At 67.5% G+C, this 17,233-nt stretch carries 14 protein-coding genes; 5 read left to right on the top strand and 9 right to left on the bottom strand.

Going from position 1 to position 17,233, the window contains the following annotated elements:
• Positions 1–21: 21 nt before the first annotated feature.
• From M2428_RS11720 to M2428_RS11755, 8 genes are all read right to left on the bottom strand, one after another.
• Positions 22–525, bottom strand: a complete 504-nt coding sequence (locus M2428_RS11720) for a GNAT family N-acetyltransferase (protein WP_277526131.1) — start codon at positions 523–525, stop codon at positions 22–24.
• 114 nt (positions 526–639) lie between these two features.
• Positions 640–1,482 carry an inositol monophosphatase family protein gene (locus tag M2428_RS11725; protein ID WP_277526132.1) on the bottom strand — a complete coding sequence of 281 codons (843 nt, stop codon included), beginning with the start codon at positions 1,480–1,482 and terminating at the stop codon, positions 640–642.
• The gene (gene ligA, locus M2428_RS11730) at positions 1,479–3,842 is read right to left on the bottom strand and encodes an NAD-dependent DNA ligase LigA (protein WP_277526133.1); all 2,364 of its coding nucleotides are present in this window, start codon (positions 3,840–3,842) and stop codon (positions 1,479–1,481) included. Before ligA ends, M2428_RS11725 begins: the two co-directional genes overlap by 4 nt.
• A gap of 94 nt (positions 3,843–3,936) precedes the next feature.
• A complete protein-coding gene (locus M2428_RS11735; protein WP_277526134.1) occupies positions 3,937–4,725 on the bottom strand; it encodes a protein phosphatase 2C domain-containing protein in 789 nt (262 codons plus the stop codon).
• 160 nt (positions 4,726–4,885) lie between these two features.
• Positions 4,886–6,166 carry an adenylate/guanylate cyclase domain-containing protein gene (locus tag M2428_RS11740; protein WP_277526135.1) on the bottom strand — a complete coding sequence of 427 codons (1,281 nt, stop codon included), beginning with the start codon at positions 6,164–6,166 and terminating at the stop codon, positions 4,886–4,888.
• Entirely contained in the window at positions 6,156–6,755 is a 600-nt protein-coding gene (locus tag M2428_RS11745) for a PH domain-containing protein (protein WP_277526136.1), read from the bottom strand. The genes M2428_RS11740 and M2428_RS11745 overlap by 11 nt, the downstream gene beginning before the upstream one ends.
• The gene (locus M2428_RS11750; RefSeq protein WP_277526137.1) at positions 6,748–7,686 is read right to left on the bottom strand and encodes a biotin--[acetyl-CoA-carboxylase] ligase; all 939 of its coding nucleotides are present in this window, start codon (positions 7,684–7,686) and stop codon (positions 6,748–6,750) included. The genes M2428_RS11745 and M2428_RS11750 overlap by 8 nt, the downstream gene beginning before the upstream one ends.
• Positions 7,687–7,871: 185 nt before the next feature.
• Positions 7,872–8,762 carry an NAD(P)-dependent oxidoreductase gene (locus M2428_RS11755; RefSeq protein WP_277526138.1) on the bottom strand — a complete coding sequence of 297 codons (891 nt, stop codon included), beginning with the start codon at positions 8,760–8,762 and terminating at the stop codon, positions 7,872–7,874.
• A 203-nt stretch (positions 8,763–8,965) separates the two neighbouring features.
• Here M2428_RS11755 and M2428_RS11760 point away from each other — a divergent pair, with 203 nt between their 5' ends.
• The 5 genes from M2428_RS11760 (at position 8,966) to M2428_RS11780 (ending at position 16,479) form a co-directional block, all read left to right on the top strand.
• Positions 8,966–10,549, top strand: a complete 1,584-nt coding sequence (locus M2428_RS11760; RefSeq protein WP_277526139.1) for an acyl-CoA carboxylase subunit beta — start codon at positions 8,966–8,968, stop codon at positions 10,547–10,549.
• Between the two features lie 137 nt (positions 10,550–10,686).
• Complete coding sequence (locus M2428_RS11765; RefSeq protein WP_277526230.1) at positions 10,687–10,875, top strand: acyl-CoA carboxylase subunit epsilon; 189 nt, start codon at positions 10,687–10,689, stop codon at positions 10,873–10,875.
• Between the two features lie 130 nt (positions 10,876–11,005).
• Positions 11,006–12,691: a DUF885 domain-containing protein gene (locus M2428_RS11770; protein WP_277526231.1), complete on the top strand. Its 1,686-nt coding sequence runs from the start codon at positions 11,006–11,008 to the stop codon at positions 12,689–12,691.
• A 597-nt stretch (positions 12,692–13,288) separates the two neighbouring features.
• Complete coding sequence (locus M2428_RS11775; protein ID WP_277526140.1) at positions 13,289–14,788, top strand: glycoside hydrolase family 71 protein; 1,500 nt, start codon at positions 13,289–13,291, stop codon at positions 14,786–14,788.
• Positions 14,789–15,036: 248 nt separating this feature from the next.
• Positions 15,037–16,479: a dicarboxylate/amino acid:cation symporter gene (locus tag M2428_RS11780; RefSeq protein WP_277526141.1), complete on the top strand. Its 1,443-nt coding sequence runs from the start codon at positions 15,037–15,039 to the stop codon at positions 16,477–16,479.
• Positions 16,480–16,622: 143 nt separating this feature from the next.
• Here M2428_RS11780 and M2428_RS11785 read toward each other — a convergent pair whose 3' ends face one another.
• Positions 16,623–17,189 carry a hypothetical protein gene (locus tag M2428_RS11785; protein WP_277526142.1) on the bottom strand — a complete coding sequence of 189 codons (567 nt, stop codon included), beginning with the start codon at positions 17,187–17,189 and terminating at the stop codon, positions 16,623–16,625.
• Positions 17,190–17,233: the final 44 nt, after the last annotated feature.

Here is a 17,233-nt window from a genome sequence, read left to right on the forward strand (position 1 = left end):
GGTTCTAGCTAGAACCTCTAGCTAGAAATCCTGGCGGTAGACGAGCAGTTTGATGTCCGTGCCAGGCACCAGCCAATCGCGCTCCGGCGCCCGGAGGAAGCCGGTCTTCCGGTAGAGGCCGTGGGCACTTTCCCAGGTCTCACCCGTGGTGAGGGCGACGGCGTGGATTCCGGGCAGGGATTTGGCGTGGTCGATGATGGCCTGGACCATGGCCTTGCCGGCGCCGCTGCGCTGGACGGACGGGTCCACCACGAGCATCCGGAACTCGAGTTCGTCGCTTTGGGCGATATCCGCGTACGGCTCGCCCTCGACCGCCAGCGTCACCGAGCCGAGGATCCGGCCGTCCCGCTCCGCGACCCAAACCGTCGCGTCCGCCGCACGCTGCTCGACGTTCTGGATCTGCCGCATGTACGGGTGGTCGGCGCTCTCAAAGTAGCCTGCCGCCAGGTAGGCGTCCCGGGTGATGCGCGCTATGGCGTCGTAGTCGGCCGGAACGGCGGGGCGAATGAGGATCTGCGAAGGCACCTGTCAATGGTACGGGCGCTCTGCCCGGGCCTGGACCGGAACGGCCGTTTCCGTGACTGAACTATCACTCAGGTCAGGCGCACTCAGGCCAGGAGCCGACCGGCGGGAACGACTTTAGAGGGGGAACTTGCCGGAGAGTTCCAGCGGTCCGGCGCACGTCCATGCGGCCAGGCGCTCGTCGTCGGAGGGGCCGCCGGCCAGGGGGCTGGTGAGCCGCGGCCGGCGCACCCAGCAGCCTGCTTCCTCGGCGATCAGGGCCCCGGCGGCGAAGTCGTGTTCGTTGAGCCCGCGCTCACCAAAGGCATCGAGCGTGCCGTCCGCCACGAGGCACAAATCCAGCGCCGCCGAGCCCAGCCGGCGCATGTCGGCGAAGCCGTCCAGCAGGGCGCCCAGGCCAGTGGCCTGTTCCGCCCGGACGTCGGGGTCATAGCTGAAGCCTGTGGCCAGGATCTGCCCAGCCCGTCCGGGGACCGGGCCGAACAGAGCGGTCAGTGTGCCCTGCTCCTGGACCCAGGCCCCCTCGCCGCGCGACGCGTAGTAGGTGCGGCCCAGCGCCGGTGCGCTGACGACGCCGGCCAGCCAAACGCCGTCGGCGTCCGCCACCGCCACGGAGGTGGCGTAGTAAACGATGTTGCGGATGAAATTGGTGGTGCCATCGAGCGGGTCGACGGACCAGCGGTAGCCGCTGGGCTGCGCCGGCAGGACGGTGCCGCCCTCCTCCCCCGTGATGATGTCCCACGGCCGGGCGGCGGTGATGACGTCCCGGACGGCGGCTTCGGCGGCGAGGTCAAAAGCCGTCACCCAGTCTCCTGAGTCGCCCTTGTTGCTGACGTCCAAGGCTGCGGTTTTGCGGGTGGCCAGGACGGCGGCCCCCGCTGCCGCGGCCGACTTGGCCAGTTCCAGCAACGCCGGGATGGCCGGTGCGGACTCGGGAGGGACGCCGGGGCGGGCGCTCATTCGGCCGCCGCAACGTCGACGCCGTGGGACTGGCCGTCGTCGTCAGAGTCCAGGACACTGTTCTTGACACCGTCGGCGACGCTGTCCTCGGAGCTCTCCGCGCCGGCGTCGGCCGGCCCGTCCGCCAGCAGCGCCCGGAAACCGTCCTCATCCAGGACGGGAACGCCAAGCTGTTCGGCCTTGTCCAGTTTGGTGCCGGCGTTCTCGCCCGCCACCACGTAGCTGGTGTTCTTGGAGACCGAACCGGCCGCCTTACCGCCGCGGATCAGGATGGCTTCCTTTGCCTCATCGCGGCTGAAGCCGTCGAGGCTTCCGGTCACCACGATGGTCAGCCCTTCCAGGGTCCTGGGCATGGACTCGTCGCGTTCGTCCGCCATCCGGACGCCTGCGTCCGCCCAGCGGTCCACGATGTCGCGGTGCCAGTCCTCGGCAAACCATTCCGTCAGCGCCTGGGCAATCACCGGACCCACGCCGTCGACGTGAGCGAGCTCCTCCTCGGAGGCCCGCCGGATCGCGTCCATGCTGCCGAACGCGGTGGCGAGGGCGCGCGAGGCCCGCGGGCCGACGTGCCGGATGGACAAGGCCACCAGGACCCGCCACAGCGGCTGGGACTTCGCCTTGTCCAGTTCCCGGAAGAGCTTGTCCGTGGTGGCCGTGGGCTTGGACGGGGTCTTGGTGGTGGCCTTGGTGTAGAAGTAGGGCACCAGCTCGAATTCCCCTGTGCCCACGCCCTTGGAGCGCTTCTCACGGCGGACGCGGACGTCAGCGAGCTGCTCCGGAGTGAGGTCGAACAGTGTCGCCTCCGTGGTCAGCGGCGGCGTGGTGGGCTCGGCGGGCTGGGTCAGTGCGATGGCGGCTTCCCAGCCGAGGGCCTCGATGTCGAAGGCGCCGCGACCGGCGAGGTGGAAGACGCGTTCGCGCAGCTGCGCCGGGCAGGACCGGGAATTGGGGCAGCGGATGTCCACGTCCCCTTCCTTCCCGGGGGCCAATGGCGTGCCGCAGGCGGGGCACTCGGTGGGCATGATGAAGTCGCGGACAGGCGGGTCCTGGGCATCCCGGAGCGCCAGGACCGGGCCCACAATTTCCGGAATGACGTCTCCGGCCTTCCGCAACACCACGATGTCGCCGATCTTCACGCCCTTGGCAATGACCACTTCCTGGTTGTGCAGGGTGGCCATTTCCACGGTGGAGCCGGAAACCTTGACCGGTTCCATCACGCCGTACGGGGTGACCCGGCCGGTGCGGCCGACGTTGACGGCGATGTCGAGCAGCTTAGTGTGGACCTCTTCCGGCGGGTACTTGTAGGCCACGGCCCAGCGCGGTACCCGGGTGGTGTAGCCCAGGGCCCGCTGTGTGGCGAAGTCGTCCACCTTGATGACAATGCCGTCGATCTCGTGGGTGAGGCTGTGCCGCTTGTCGCCGTAGCGCTTGATGAAGTCCAGCACGTCGGCCAGCCCGGCGAGGACCTCGAAGTAGGGGCTCGTGGGCAGTCCCCACTCGGCGAGCTTGCGGTAAGTCTCCGACTGGCTGGCAATGTTGAGTCCCTCGCGGGCGCCGATGCCGTGGACGTACATCCGCAACGGACGCTTGGCGGTTTCGGCCGGGTCCTTCTGCCGCAGCGAGCCTGCGGCAGCGTTGCGCGGGTTGGCCAAGGGCGCTTTGCCGGCCTCGATCAGGGCTTCGTTGAATTCGGCGAAGGCCTGGGACGGGATGAAGACTTCGCCGCGGACTTCCATTTCCGCCGGGAAGCCGGAGCCGCTGAGCTGCTGCGGGATTTCCTTGATGGTCAGGACGTTGTGCGTGATGTCCTCGCCGGTGGTGCCGTCGCCGCGGGTGGCGGCCCGGACCAGCGCGCCGTCGCGGTAGAGCAGGTTGACGGCCAGCCCGTCGATCTTCAGTTCGGTGAGCCACGACGGCGGGTTGCCGCCGTTGCCGATCCTGGCAACGCCTGCCTCGGCCTTCACCATCCAGGCCTCAAGCTCCTCGAGCGAGAAGACATCTTCCAGGCTGTACATGCGCTGCAGGTGCTGGACGGCGGTAAACGCCGCCGACACCTCGCCGCCGACTTCCTGCGTGGGCGAATCGTTGGCCACCAGTTCCGGATGCATGGCTTCGATCGTTTCCAGCCGTCGGTAGAGCTCGTCGAACTCGGCGTCGGAGATGATCGGAGCGTCCTCCTGGTAGTACGCAAAGCGGTGTTTGCGGACCTGCTCCACAAGGTCCTCATACTCCGCGCGGATGTCGCCGGACGGGACCTGCTCCCCCTCGGGAGGTTGAGGATCCGTGGCGTGCCTGGGGGCTTCTTCGGCTGCTTTTTCAGTCCCTGCTGCGGTCTCTGCTGCGGTCTTCCCTGTGCTCACAGACCTATCCTGCCCTAGATCACCGACATTGTCCGGTCCAGGGGCAGGTCAGCGTCCGGTTACGGGGCCGGTCAGCGTCCGGGCACGGGGCCGGTCAGGCGGGCGCATCCACGCTTGCAGTCTGGGCGTCGACCACGATCGCCGTGATGTTATCCCGGCCGCCGCTGCGCAACGCTGCCTGGATCAGTTCGTCCACGGCCGCCTGGGGGTCCGCCTCGGCTTCAAGGATGCCGGCTATCTGCTCATCGCTCAGTTCCCCGTTGAGACCGTCGGAGCAGACCAGGATCCTGTCGCCGTCCTCTAGGGGAACCAGCCAGTAATCGGCCTCGGAGTCGTCTCCGGTGCCCAATGCCCGCGTCACAACGTGCCTGCGCGGATACACAGCAGCCTCGGCTTCGCTGATCTGGCCGGTGTCCAGGAGTTCTTGCACCTCGGAATGGTCCACGCTGATCTGCACTAGCTGGCCGTGGCTGTACCGGTAGGTGCGTGAATCACCGATGTTGAACACCAGCCAGTACGGAACGTCCAGCTGTTCCACCACAGCGACGCCGGACAGGGTGGTCCCGGCGCGGGATCCCGTGGCGTGACGGATGCCGGCGTCGGCCATCAGCAGGTACTCCTGGAGGATGTTCGCCGTCGCGTCCCGGCTGCCGGTCTTGAACTGCGGCAGCTCGGCCAGGGTGCGCACGCAGATGCCGCTGGCAACTTCGCCCGCCTCATGCCCGCCCATGCCGTCCGCCACGGCGAAGACGGGGTCGGCGGCAATGAAGGAATCCTCGTTCGCCTCGCGGCGCAGCCCCCGGTCCGTGCCGAACCCGAAGCGCAGGCGCGGTCCCCGTTCCCCGTCCGACGGCGGGAGGGGGGCGTCTGGCGTAGGGTTCATGGCGGTCCTCAATAAAGTGGTGCGCGGCTGCAGTGGTGCGCGAGGGTTCACGGCGGTCACAAACCCAGCCGGGTCGCAACTGCCGGTCCGACTATTGCATATGCGCCGCAGAGTGAGAAGCCCGCCACGGGCTACCGCCGCGCTTATCCTGATCTGCCGCCTAGTCCAGGATCAGGCCCCGGCCGCTGCCGGGCTGCAACTGCACGGGGTGGATTTCACCGAACCCGCGGACGTCCTCGGCCGGGCGGGGCACCAGGACGAAGCGTTCGTCCTGTTCCAGCGCGGCCGCGGTCATCGAATCCACCAGCACGGTTCCGGGGTCCGCGAGGGCCGTCAGGCGGGCTGCGAGGTTCACGGTGGGTCCGTAGATGTCGCCGAGGCGGGAGAGGATGCGGCCCCAGACCATGGCCACGCGGGCCTGGGGCAGGATCTCGTCCTCGGTGAAGGCACGGCACAGGGCCAGGGAAATTTCGGCGCCGGCCGCTGGGGTCTCGGCAATGTAGAGGACTTCGTCGCCAACGGTCTTCACCAGCCGGCCGCCGCCGACGGAGATGATTTCGGCGCATTTGTTCTCGAAGCGCTGCACCAGCTGGGCGAGGGTCTTCTCGTTCATCCGGCGGGAGAGGCTTGTATAGGACACGAGGTCGGCGAAGCCAACGGCCCGGGCCAACGGCAGCGGCGAATCGTCCTCGTCGCCTTCGCGGCCCTCTTCGCTGGACTGCAGTCCGGCCTCGGCCCGGACGGCCAGACGCTGGACACCGGCGTTGAGCTGCCGGCGCCAGGAATAGACGAGCATTTCCTCGAGGGCGTCAATGAGGTTCGGCAGCTCGCTGACGAGCCGCTTGCGCGCAACGGCGTCCGGCACGCCCTGTTCCTGGACCATGTCCTCCACCAGGGCCTCGATCTGCCACACGACCATCCGATCGGTCATCTGGCCGATGGCCCGGGTGATGGAGATGGCGGCTTCCTCGGTGAGCTTGCCGTCACGCACGAGGTCCACGATGGTGGACAGGGCGGACTGGTCGCGCTCGGTGAAGGCGACATCCTCGTCCCCGAGGTTGGGAAAGCCGAGGGCCCGCCAAAGTTTCCGGGCAGAGAGCAGCGAGAGTCCCGCGCCTGCGGCAACCTCACGGCGCCGGAGCTTGCGTTCACCGCCCAGCAGCCGGGCCTCCAGGGCCTTGGCGGCGAGCCGTTCGGCGGACACCGTTCCCGTTGGCGGGTTGGCAGGTTCCGGGGCCGCAGGTTCGGGTTCGGGGTCGGCGGCGGGTTCGGGTTCGATTCCAAGCTCAGTTTCGGCGGGTTCGATGAGCGCGCCGGCTTCAGTGTCGAAGGCGGTCTCGGCGTTGCTGCCGGGCACAGCCGGGCCGGCCACGCCCTCGGGTTCCCGGGGCAAATCCGGGGCAGCGAGGTCGATGTCCTGGTGGACGTTCTCAGCGTTCATCTCTTCCACCTTCTCTCGTCTCCCACGGCCAGGCCTCGCCCGCGTTGTAGGTCATGTCATCGGCCCCGAACACCTCGCCCTGGGGGAGTTCGCCGATGGCGTCCAGCACGAAGTTACGGAATGTCGCGACCTCCGGGACATCCGGAACCACCATTCCAACGGGGTACCCGGTCTCCAAGGATATATTCCCGGAGCGCAATAGCCGCTGCAACAACGATTGCTCTATGGCCACATGGCGGACGGCAGCGAGGGCGACCTGTTCATCGCGGCGCCGTAACATGCCGTACCGGGTAACTAAGCGCTGGCTGGTCAGGATGTAGCGCGTGGCGTGCCACGCAATGACCCGCGGAAGGCAATAACCCAGCAGCACCCACGCCGCCAGCGCCAGGCACACGGCGACCAGCCAGGGCGTCCATTCCTTGGGGATGAGGGGCATCAGCCGCGCCGGGCCGCCCTTGAGAACCCAGGCGCAGGCATAGGCGGCCAACGCCGGAACAACAATGAACATCAGCGCCGGGACAATGAGCAGCCTGGGCTGGGGCCGGGTCACCACAATCACTTGCTCTCCCGGCAGGAGCACTTTACGCATAACCGCTTTCTGCTCCGCCGCGGCCGTCGCCCTGCCCGCCGGTCCCGGCCGGGTTCCACGGCCTCAGGTGGACGACGTCGCCGGCGGTCACCACATGTTCATGGCCCGCGGCGTCGACCACCAGGAGCGAACCGTATTCGTCCAGGCGGGTGGCGTGGCCGATGATCTCGTGGTCGCCGGGGAGCTGGGCACGGACCTGCTTGCCGAGGGTCGACAGCAGGTGTTCCACCCTCTTATGCAGCGACGGGCCGCCGGCCATGCCGGCGGCGGGGTCGCCGTCGGCGTTGCAGAAACTCCGGTAGAGGGTGGCGAAGCGGGACAGGTAGCTCTTCAGGAGCTCGGTCCGGTCCACGGTGTCGGCGTTCTCCAGCAGGACGGACGTGGCCGTGGGGACTGGAAGTTCGGGCTCGGTCAGGGTGACGTTCAGGCCGGTGCCCAGGATGACCGGCGGCGTGCCGGCGCCGCCGAGTGGACCGAGCTGGGCCAGGATGCCCGCGATCTTCCGGCCCCGCACCAGGACGTCGTTGGGCCACTTGAGTTCCGCCGGAAGGCCAGCCGTTTCCGCCAGGGCCTCGCGCAGGGCGAGGGCGGCCAGGAGAGAGAGCCAGGAGAAGCTGTGGGTCGGCAGCGGGCGGCCAGCCGCGTTGACTGGTCGGAGCACGAGCGAGACGGAGACGGAGCTGCGGGCTGGCGCCTCCCAGCGGCGGTCGAGCCGGCCGCGCGCGGCGCTTTGGTACTCGGCGGTCAGCACCGACAGGTCCGGCCAGGCGCCGGGGTCCTCGGTCACACCGCGAAGGAGGTCGGCGTTGGTGGAGCCGGTGGACTCAACCACTGTCAGGCTCGGAATTCCGTTGGCGGACAGGAACGCCTCATCGCTGAGGGCACTCAGGTCCAGGGGCGGACGGTCCGGGGTTTCCTGCACGGCTTCCATGCTTGAATCCTACCGAGGAAAGCGCCCCGAGGATCCCGCCCCTGTTGACTCAAACTCCGCCGAAACTCCCCACCTTTGGCCGGAAAGTCCGGCGGGTCGGCCGGACTTTCCGGGGAATTTCGGCCTCGGATCCTCAAACGAGGGGAATTTCCGCAGCCCTCGCGGCCGGGAAAGACTCAGCAAGTTCAGAGGAAGATGTCCGGCACCAGCTGGTCCTCCGGCGCGCCGAGGCTGTACGGGCTGAAGTCCGTCACCCCTGCCGCTGCGAGAGCCTCTTCATCGGTGTAGAAGTTTCCGGTCCGGTTGCCGTGCGCCGGGACCGCATTGCTGCCGGTCAGCACGGCGTGGGCGGCGTCGGCCATGATTTCGGGGCTGCGGGCGCCCTTGACGATCATGTCGCCGCCGGGCATGTTGCGGATCGCCGCGGTGTCGATCAACGTGCACGGCCAGAGCGAGTTCACACTGACACCGTCGGCCTTGAGCTCCTCGGCAAGCCCCAGCGTGGTCAGGCTCATGCCGTATTTGGCCATGGTGTAGGCCAGATGCATCCCGGCCCACTTGGGGTCCAGGTTCAAGGGCGGGGAGAGCGTGAGGATATGGCCGGCCTCGGAAACCCGCAGGGCCGGCAGCGCCAGCTTCGAGAGCAGGAAGGTGCCGCGGACGTTGATGTCCTGCATGAGGTCGTAGCGCTTCATGTCCACGTCATCGGTCGTAGAGAGGTCGATCGCGGAAGCGTTGTTAATGACGACGTCGATCCCGCCAAAGCGGTCCACGGCGGCACCGATAGCACCGGCGACGTCGGCGTCGTTACGAACGTCGCCGACCAGCGGCAACGCCTGGCCGCCGGCGGCCTCGATCTGTTCGGCGGCGCTGTAGACGGTGCCCTCGAGCCTGGCGTGCGGCTGGCCGGTCTTGGCCATCAGGACGATGTTGGCTCCGTCCCGGGCTGCACGCAGCGCGATGGCCAGGCCGATGCCGCGGCTGCCCCCGGAGATGAGGACAGTGCGGCCCTGGAGGGAACCGGCGGCCTGGTACGGCCCTGCGGCGGGGCCCGAAGCATCATTGCTAGAAGTCATGTCCAACACTCTAGCGGACCCATGTTACTGGCGGGTAACAAAGTGGAGCGGGAGCTTCGCGGCGGGAAAATTGTAGGTTCCCTACAGCGGCACCGGGCAATACCGTCACTAGACTTGCCAGCAGAGCCCTGTTTTTGTGGATTCCAGCCAAAGGACCCACGCACGGGCGCCGTACAACTTAGCGACAGAGCCGGAGAAACTTGATGAGCCACAATCTGACCACGACTGCGGGAAAGATTGCAGATTTCCGCGACCGCCAGGCCCGTGCCGAGCAGCCCTCCGGTCCGGAAGCGATCGCCAAGCAGCATGCGCGCGGCAAGAACACCGCCCGCGAGCGCATCGACCTGTTGCTGGACGCCGGCTCCTTCGTCGAATTCGACGCGCTGGCCGTGCACCGCTCCACCGCGTTCGGGATGGAGAAGAAGAAGCCCCTCGGCGACGGGCTCGTCTCCGGCTACGGCACCGTGGACGGCCGCCCGGTCGCCGTCTACGGCCAGGACTTCTCCGTCTACGGCGGCTCGCTCAGCCAGGTCAACGGCGAGAAGATCGTCAAGGTCCAGGAATTCGCGCTGCGCAACGGCTGCCCCGTGGTCGGCATCCTCGACGGCGGCGGCGCCCGCATCCAGGAGGGCGTCGCCTCGCTGGCCATGTTCGCTGACATCTTCCGCAACAACGTCCACGCCTCCGGCGTCGTCCCGCAGATCTCCCTCATCATGGGCCCCTCCGCCGGCGGCGCGGCCTACTCCCCCGCCCTGACCGACTATGTGGTCATGGTGGACAAGACCTCCCACATGTTCATCACCGGCCCGGATGTCATCAAGACCGTCACCGGCGAAGACGTGGACATGGAAACCCTCGGCGGCGCCCGCCAGCACAACGCCAACACGGGCACCTCGACGTACCTGGCCTCCGACGAGGCCGACGCTGTCGAGTTCGTCCGTGAACTGCTGGACTTCCTGCCCTCCAACAACCTCGCCGAGGCCCCGGTGCTGGAGCACTCCCAGGAGCTGGAGGTCGACGACGACGACCTCGCCCTGGATGCGCTGATCCCGGACTCGGCCAACCAGCCGTACGACATGCGCAAGGTCATTGAGCAGATTGTCGACGACGCGCACTTCCTGGAGATGCAGTCCCTGTACGCCCCGAATGTGATCATCGGCTACGGCCGGGTGGAGGGCCACACGGTGGGTATCGTGGCCAACCAGCCCATGCAGTTCGCCGGCACCCTGGACATTGCGGCGTCGGAGAAGGCGGCCCGCTTCGTCCGGCACTGCGACGCCTTCAACATCCCCATCATCACGCTGGTGGATGTCCCGGGCTTCCTGCCGGGCAAGGACCAGGAATTCCAGGGCATCATCCGCCGCGGCGCGAAGCTGCTCTACGCCTACGCCGAGGCCACCGTGCCCAAGCTGACCGTGATCACCCGCAAGGCCTACGGTGGGGCCTACATCGTGATGGGCTCCAAGAAGCTTGGCGCGGACCTCAACGTCGCCTGGCCCACCGCCCAGATCGGCGTCATGGGCGCCCAGGGCGCCGTGAACATCCTGTACCGCCGCGAACTCGCCGCGGTGGCTGAGAACGGCGGCGACGTCGAGGCCAAGCGCGCCGAGGTGATCCGCCAGTACGAGGAAGAGCTGCTCAACCCGTACCAGGCCGCCCAGCTCGGCTACGTGGACGCCGTCATCGCACCGTCCGAGACCCGGGTCCAGATCATCAAGGGCCTGCGTGCCCTCCGGGACAAGCGGGCCGCCCTGCCCGCCAAGAAGCACGGGAACATCCCGCTGTGATCCCCACCGGCCCCCTAACCTCGCACGTCCCCACCGGCTCCCAGCCTTCGCAATCTCAGGCCGGGTCCCTCGCCGGCGTGGGCCCAGCCACCCACCCCCTCGAGCCAGCCACCGGGCCGGAGACCACGCCCGAGGTCCTGTTCTCCGTCGCCAAGGGCGAGCCGACACCTGAAGAGCTGGCGGCACTGACCGCCGTCGTGCTGTCCCTGGGGCAGTCCCAGCAGGCCGCACCGGAAAGCCCCGGCGTCCGGCACTGGGTCCGCCGGCAGCAGCTCCGGCTGGCTCCCAGGCCCGGTCCGGAAGCCTGGCGCCGCAGCCTCGGCTGAGAGCTCTCGGCCACTCCTGAGACCCCTCTGCTGGGCAGCGGTCTGCCCCATATCCGGCCACGAAAAAAGTTCAGTGACTCTTTCATAACCACCGCGGCCGGGCTAGTCTCGTCGGGTGACTACCGAAACGATTGCCTCAGACAACACTGCCCCCGTGCGCCAGCAGACGGCCATTGACGCCGTCGCCGACGCCTACACGGACACCCTGATCCGGTTGAACCCAAGCTTCGCCACGGAGCTCGGCCTGCCCGGGCACGAGACCGAGTACCAGGACTTCTCCCCCTCCGGCCACGAGGAATTCGCGGCCGCCGCGCGCGAGGCACTCGCCGCGCTGGACGGGCTGGAGCCGGTTGACGACGTCGACGCCGTCACGCTCGACGCCATGCATGAGCGGCTGGGCCTGCAGCTGGAAATCCACGAATCGGGCTGGCACACGGCCGATCTGAACAACATCGCGTCCCCGTCCCAGGACATCCGCGCGATCTTTGACCTCATGCCCACGGACACCGCCGGGCAGTGGGAGCACATCGCGGGCCGCGCCCACAATGTCCCCGCCGCGATCGACGGCTACATCGAGTCGCTGCGGTCGGCGATGCAGGACGGCAAGGTGGCCGCGGCCCGCCAGGTGTCGATCGTGATCGAGCAGGCCACCAAGCACGCCGCGGACGACGGCTTCTTTGCGAAGCTCGCCGCCGGCGCCAAGACCGCGGAGGGCCCGCTTCCGGCGGAACTGCAGTCAGAGCTCGACGCCGGAGCGGCGGCTGCCCGGGTGGCGTACTCCCGGCTCGCGGGTTTCCTCGAGTCCGAACTCCTGCCCGTCGCCCCGGCCAAGGACGCCGTGGGCCGCAGCCGCTACGCCCTGGCATCCCGGGACTTCCTCGGCGCCACCGTGGACCTGGAGGAGACCTACGCGTGGGGCGTCCAGGAGCTGGACCGTCTCATTGCCGAGCAGGAACGCGTGGCCGGGGAAATCCGGCCCGGCTCCACCGTGGAGGAAGCCAAGGAGATCCTGAACAACGATCCCGCCCGCCAGCTCAAAGGCACCGACGCCCTCCAGGCCTGGATGCAGGAACTCTCAGACAAAGCCGTCGCTGAGCTCGCCGGCGTCCACTTCGACATCCCGGAGGTCATGAAGACGCTGGAGTGCCGGATCGCGCCCACGGATGAAGGCGGCATCTACTACACGGGCCCCTCGGACGACTTCAGCCGTCCGGGCCGGATGTGGTGGTCCGTGCCGGCCGGCGAGGACACTTTCACCACCTGGGCCGAAACCACCACGGTTTACCACGAGGGGGTCCCGGGCCACCACCTCCAGGTCGCCACCGCCACCTACCGCCGCGAGCTGCTGAACAAATGGCGCCGGAACGTCTGCTGGACGTCCGGGCACGGCGAAGGCTGGGCGCTCTATGCGGAGCGGCTCATGCAGGAACTGGGCTACCTCAGCGATCCGGGCGACCACATGGGCATGCTGGACGCGCAGCGCATGCGGGCTGCCCGCGTGGTGTTCGACATCGGCGTGCACCTGGAACTTGAGGTCCCCGAGCGCTGGGGCTCCGGGGCGTGGACCCCCGACAAGGGCTACGAGTTCCTGAAGCAGAACCTCGCGATCAGCGAGGGACAGCTGAAGTTCGAGTTCACCCGCTACCTGGGCTGGCCGGGACAGGCACCGTCCTACAAGGTGGGCCAGCGGCTCTGGGAGCAGATCCGGGCAGAGCTGGAATCCCGCCCGGATTTCGACCTCAAGGCCTTCCACACGAAGGCCCTGAACATCGGCTCGGTGGGCCTCGACACCCTCAAGCGCGCGCTCCTGGGGTAAGGATGTTCACGGTCTAACCTGCGCTTTCAGCGGCTATACGGCCAGTTGGGGCGGCTTCCGCACAGCGAAGCCACCGCAACTGGCCGCTCGTACGCCAAGGCCAAATGGACCTTGGCCGAATAGTCGACTAGTCTCTGGGGAACACATTTGCAGGGCTTTTGGAAGCCCGGGTCAGCGGCTGGGGGCTGCGACGCAAATGTCCGGTGTGCCCGTGCTCTTCGGCAGGCCCCGGCCCAAGCAAGAACCGCCGCAACGGCGGTGCGGTCTTGCTGTCTGTCATTATGCGCGCTTCGTCGCTGCGGCACTTACGCGGGACGTCGCCTATGAAGCAGGCGCATGATAGAGCTATCCAGCATCTCGGTCTCGGGTGCGCGCAGTTGGAAAATTGAACCCGCGCGAACGAACAGCTGTAGCATTTCACGGCTCCGCTAAGGAGCACGGCGGAAATGTTGTGTGCTGGGCCGGCCGGAACCTCGCTGAGGTTTCCGCAGCGGCTGATCGTTGCCGGGCAGACACCAAAACCCCATATTGGAGCACTCTATGAGGAATTTTGCCTCACCCCTAAGACCAACGGCCAATGACGCGACGAAAGCGCGGATGCGGACCCGGAAGCGGGTGGCCGTGTCCGTGGTTGCGACGGCAGTCTTCGCGGCCACGGCCGCGATTGGCACTTCGGCACCGCTAAACGCTGCGACGCCGTCAGCCACGCCAATGGCCACGACGGCGGCCTGCAATCCGTTGCCCTTTAGCCTTCCGGCGCCCGCGAACCGGCACACCTCGGCGAAGAAGGCGTGGGCCTACTACTTCCCGCCGTTCCCGCTCGCAGTGGACAGTGCCGACGCGACCCGCGACGTCTACCCGCGCTGGATGGATACCCACAACTCCGCCAATGGCGCCTACGACCTGCGGGACCGTCCGGTGGCCCCTCAGCGCGCGAGCCAGACGACGTGGCGACAGGCAGATTTCGAGAAAGAGATCCGACAGGCAGTCGGGGCAGGCCTGGACGGGTTCATCTGGGAGTACAACAGCTCCACCGACATCCGCTGGCAGCAGCTGCCCGCCATGCTCGCCGCCGCCAAGGCAGTGGACCCGGGCTTCAAGATCATGCTCAGCCCGGACTTCAACACGGCGGCCGGCTCCACCTCTGACAGTGTCTACAAAAACGTCATGAAGGTGAAGGACGACGCTTCGATCTACCGGAACAGTGCTGGCATTGTGCTGGCGCCGTTCTTCCCGGAGCGCAAGACACCTGCATGGTGGGACGGGCTCCGGAATCGCCTCGCCTCCTCCGGCGTCAAGTCCAACCTCGTTCCGATCTTCATCTCTTGGGGCGGAGGAACCCAAAAGGCAGACTGGAACAATTCGGTTTCCGGGTATTCGCAATGGGGCACGCGCATCGCCAGCGGCGTTCCGACTCTGGCCAAGGAAAGCGCCGAGGCCCACCGCCGCGGCAAGACGTATATGCAGCCGGTGGCATTCGAGGATACACGGTCCTACGACGGGCGCTACTGGGAGTCGTCCAACAGCTCCACGCTGCGGAATTCGCTGGCAACGGCGATCAGCGGGAACGCCGATTCTATTGCGCTTATGACCTGGAACGACTACACCGAGTCATGGGTGGCGCCCTCGAAGCAACGCGGCTATGCGGTGCTGGACATGGCTGCCTACTACGTTTCCTGGTTCAAGAGCGGAGTAAAACCCACCATCACGCAGGACGCCCTGTACTGGAGCCACCGCTCGCACCCCACGAACGCTCCGTATTCGAAAACGCCGATCGGCCGCAACGGCAAACCCACGCCCATGTCCATCCCGAACGGTGACGCAGCGAAGAACGAGGTGGAGCTCGTGGCCGTGCTGAAGTCACCGGGGCGCCTGACCATCACACAGGGAAGCAACGTCAAGACCATGGACGCGCCGGCCGGGCTGACGTCCTTCAAGGTTCCGCTCGTGGCGGGCACCACACCGTCCTTCAAGCTCGCCCGCAGCGGGGCTACGGTCCAGACCGTCACGAGCAACACCCCGGTGCGCTCCTCTGTGGTGTACCAGGACATGATCTACCGCGCAGGCGGCGGCGTCGCGGCCACCTGCGCCCGCTAGGCCGTCCCCGCGGGGGATGGCAGTTCGCGGCAGTGTTTTCGAGGAAAAACATTGCCGCGAACTGCACTCTCGTGTGACCGTGGCTTCGGCCGCGAGACAATCGCCACATTCTGCCCGGGAATAACTTCACAATCGGGCAGTCTTCCGGCGGAATCTAAGGGATTTTGCGCTCTAAACAAAACTTCCGCCGCGTAACATTTCTCAACATCCGTTGGTCATGCTATTCGTGGCGGTCCTAGCGTGTTCCGGTGACCACTCAGACAAGCACCCCCCCACCCGCTGGAAAGACCGGGTTCCAGCTGCCCAAATGGGCCGGCTCGTTCGGCTTCCAGATCATCGCCGCCCTGATCGTCGGCCTGGGCCTTGGCCTGCTGGCCAAGTACACCGGCAGCACCAAGGCAAACCCCAACGCCCTCGGCACCACGCTGCAGACCATCGGCTCGAGCTACGTCTCGCTGCTGCAGACCGCCGTGGTCCCCCTGATCTTCACCGCCGTCGTCAGCTCAATCTCCAACCTGCGCGCCGTGTCCAACGCCGCCCGGCTGGCGTGGAACACGCTGCTCTGGTTCGCGATCACCTCGCTGATTGCCGTGCTGATCGGCATCGGCCTGGGTGTGCTGCTGCAGCCCGGCGCCGGCACGGGCATCAGCCAGGACGCCACGTACGCCGGCAAGTCCGGTGACTGGTGGGCCTTCCTGACCGGGCTGTTCCCGAAGAACTTCCTGGGCCTCGGCGCGAGCACCACAGTCACCGACGGCGTCGCCACCACCGCCGTGAGCTTCAACGTCCTCCAGATCCTGGTGATCGCGATCGCCGTCGGCATCGCCGCGCTCAAAGTGGGCAAGGCAGCCGAGCCGTTCCTGGCCCTGAACGCGTCCGCCCTCGCCGTCATCCAGAAAGTCCTCTGGTGGATCATCCGGATCGCGCCGCTGGGCACCGTCGGCCTGATCGGCAACGCCGTGGCCGTCTATGGCTGGGACACCATCGGTTCGCTCGGCAAGTTCACCGTGGCGATCTACATCGGCCTGGCGCTTGTGCTGTTCGTGGTCTACCCCGTCCTGGTCCGCAGCCACGGGCTGTCCGTCAGGCAGTACTTCTCCGGCGTGTGGCCGGCCGTGCAGCTGGCCTTCGTCTCGCGCTCCTCGATCGGCACGCTGCCGCTGACCCAGCGCGTGACCGAGCGGAACCTGGGCGTCCCCCGCGCCTACGCCTCCTTCGCGGTGCCGCTCGGCGCGACCACCAAGATGGACGGCTGCGCCGCGATCTACCCGGCCGTGGCGGCGATCTTTGTGGCCCAGTTCTTCGGCATCCAGCTGGACTTCACCCAGTACCTGCTGATCGCGCTGGTGTCCGTCCTCGGCTCCGCCGCGACCGCCGGCACCACGGGCGCCGTCGTCATGCTGACGCTGACGCTCTCCACGCTGGGACTGCCGCTGGCCGGCGTCGGCCTCCTGCTGGCCATCGACCCGATCCTGGACATGGGCCGCACCGCCGTCAACGTGGCCGGGCAGGCCCTGATCCCCGCGATCGTGGCCAAGCGCCAGAGCATCCTGGACGAAACCCTGTACAACGCGCCGCGGAACGGGGACCCGTTCAGCGACGACGTCGGCACGACGGCCGTTGATCCGTCCGCTGCCGCAGCTCCCGCGGCTGGACGGGATGAGCGCGAACTTGTGGACGTGAAGGCGTAACGACTGAACCGGCGTTTAGTACCAGCGTTTACAGGAGAAGTCCCCGGGAACCCCCCGGGGACTTCTCTGGCTTAACCGACGTCTCTCATCGCTGATGGCCCGAATCCATCGGCCCAAATTCGTCGGCCCGAAGACGCGGAGGCCTAGCGGCCGCCGATCACACCCTTTTCGGCGGCCTTGGCGACGGCATCCGCCTCTGCCTGGGTCAGGGTGCCGTCTTTGACGGCCTGGTCCAGCCGGGGCTTCAGTGCGGCGGCATGCTTGGCCTGCTCGGCCGTGCGCAGTTCCGCCAAGGCAGCGGTGACCTTGGCCTCATCGATGCCGAGCGACTTCGCCAGGGACGCGGCCAGCGCCTTCTCCCTCGCGGCGCGGTCCGGTTTCTGTCCTGCGACAGGTGGAGTGGCCGGCGGGGTGGCGGGCCTGTTGGCTTCGCGGAAGGACTTCAGGGCGTCGGTGACCTTGGCCTCGTCGACCCCCAGCTTGGCAGCGAGTTCCTTGGCGCGGGCGCCGAGCTCCGCACCGCCGTGGCCGTGGCGTCCGCCGCGCATGCCGTAGCCGTCGGCGGGGTTGTTCCCGGGGGCACTCGAGCTGGGGGACGGGGTGGGCGTCGGCGTCGTGGTGGCGGAGGCCATCCCGGCGACTCCGAGCCCGGCGCCCAGTGCCACGGCCGCCGCCCCGAGGCCGAGCGTGATTTTGGTTGTGCGTGACATCTGCTGTCTCCTGGATCTGCCGAGTGGTGACGGCGCTTGAAGCT

The organism is Arthrobacter sp. ES3-54 (assembly GCF_029504395.1).
Taxonomy (GTDB): domain Bacteria; phylum Actinomycetota; class Actinomycetes; order Actinomycetales; family Micrococcaceae; genus Arthrobacter.

Excerpts from the sequence above, each read along its gene's own strand:
- M2428_RS11735 (WP_277526134.1), bottom strand. The coding sequence starts at position 4,725 with ATGAACCCTACGCCAGACGCCCCCCTCCCGCCGTCGGACGGGGAACGG.
- M2428_RS11750 (WP_277526137.1), bottom strand. The coding sequence starts at position 7,686 with ATGGAAGCCGTGCAGGAAACCCCGGACCGTCCGCCCCTGGACCTGAGT.
- M2428_RS11785 (WP_277526142.1), bottom strand. The coding sequence starts at position 17,189 with ATGTCACGCACAACCAAAATCACGCTCGGCCTCGGGGCGGCGGCCGTG.
- M2428_RS11725 (WP_277526132.1), bottom strand. The coding sequence starts at position 1,482 with ATGAGCGCCCGCCCCGGCGTCCCTCCCGAGTCCGCACCGGCCATCCCG.
- M2428_RS11755 (WP_277526138.1), bottom strand. The coding sequence starts at position 8,762 with ATGACTTCTAGCAATGATGCTTCGGGCCCCGCCGCAGGGCCGTACCAG.
- M2428_RS11740 (WP_277526135.1), bottom strand. The coding sequence starts at position 6,166 with ATGAACGCTGAGAACGTCCACCAGGACATCGACCTCGCTGCCCCGGAT.
- M2428_RS11745 (WP_277526136.1), bottom strand. The coding sequence starts at position 6,755 with ATGCGTAAAGTGCTCCTGCCGGGAGAGCAAGTGATTGTGGTGACCCGG.
- M2428_RS11760 (WP_277526139.1), top strand. The coding sequence starts at position 8,966 with ATGAGCCACAATCTGACCACGACTGCGGGAAAGATTGCAGATTTCCGC.
- M2428_RS11775 (WP_277526140.1), top strand. The coding sequence starts at position 13,289 with ATGCGGACCCGGAAGCGGGTGGCCGTGTCCGTGGTTGCGACGGCAGTC.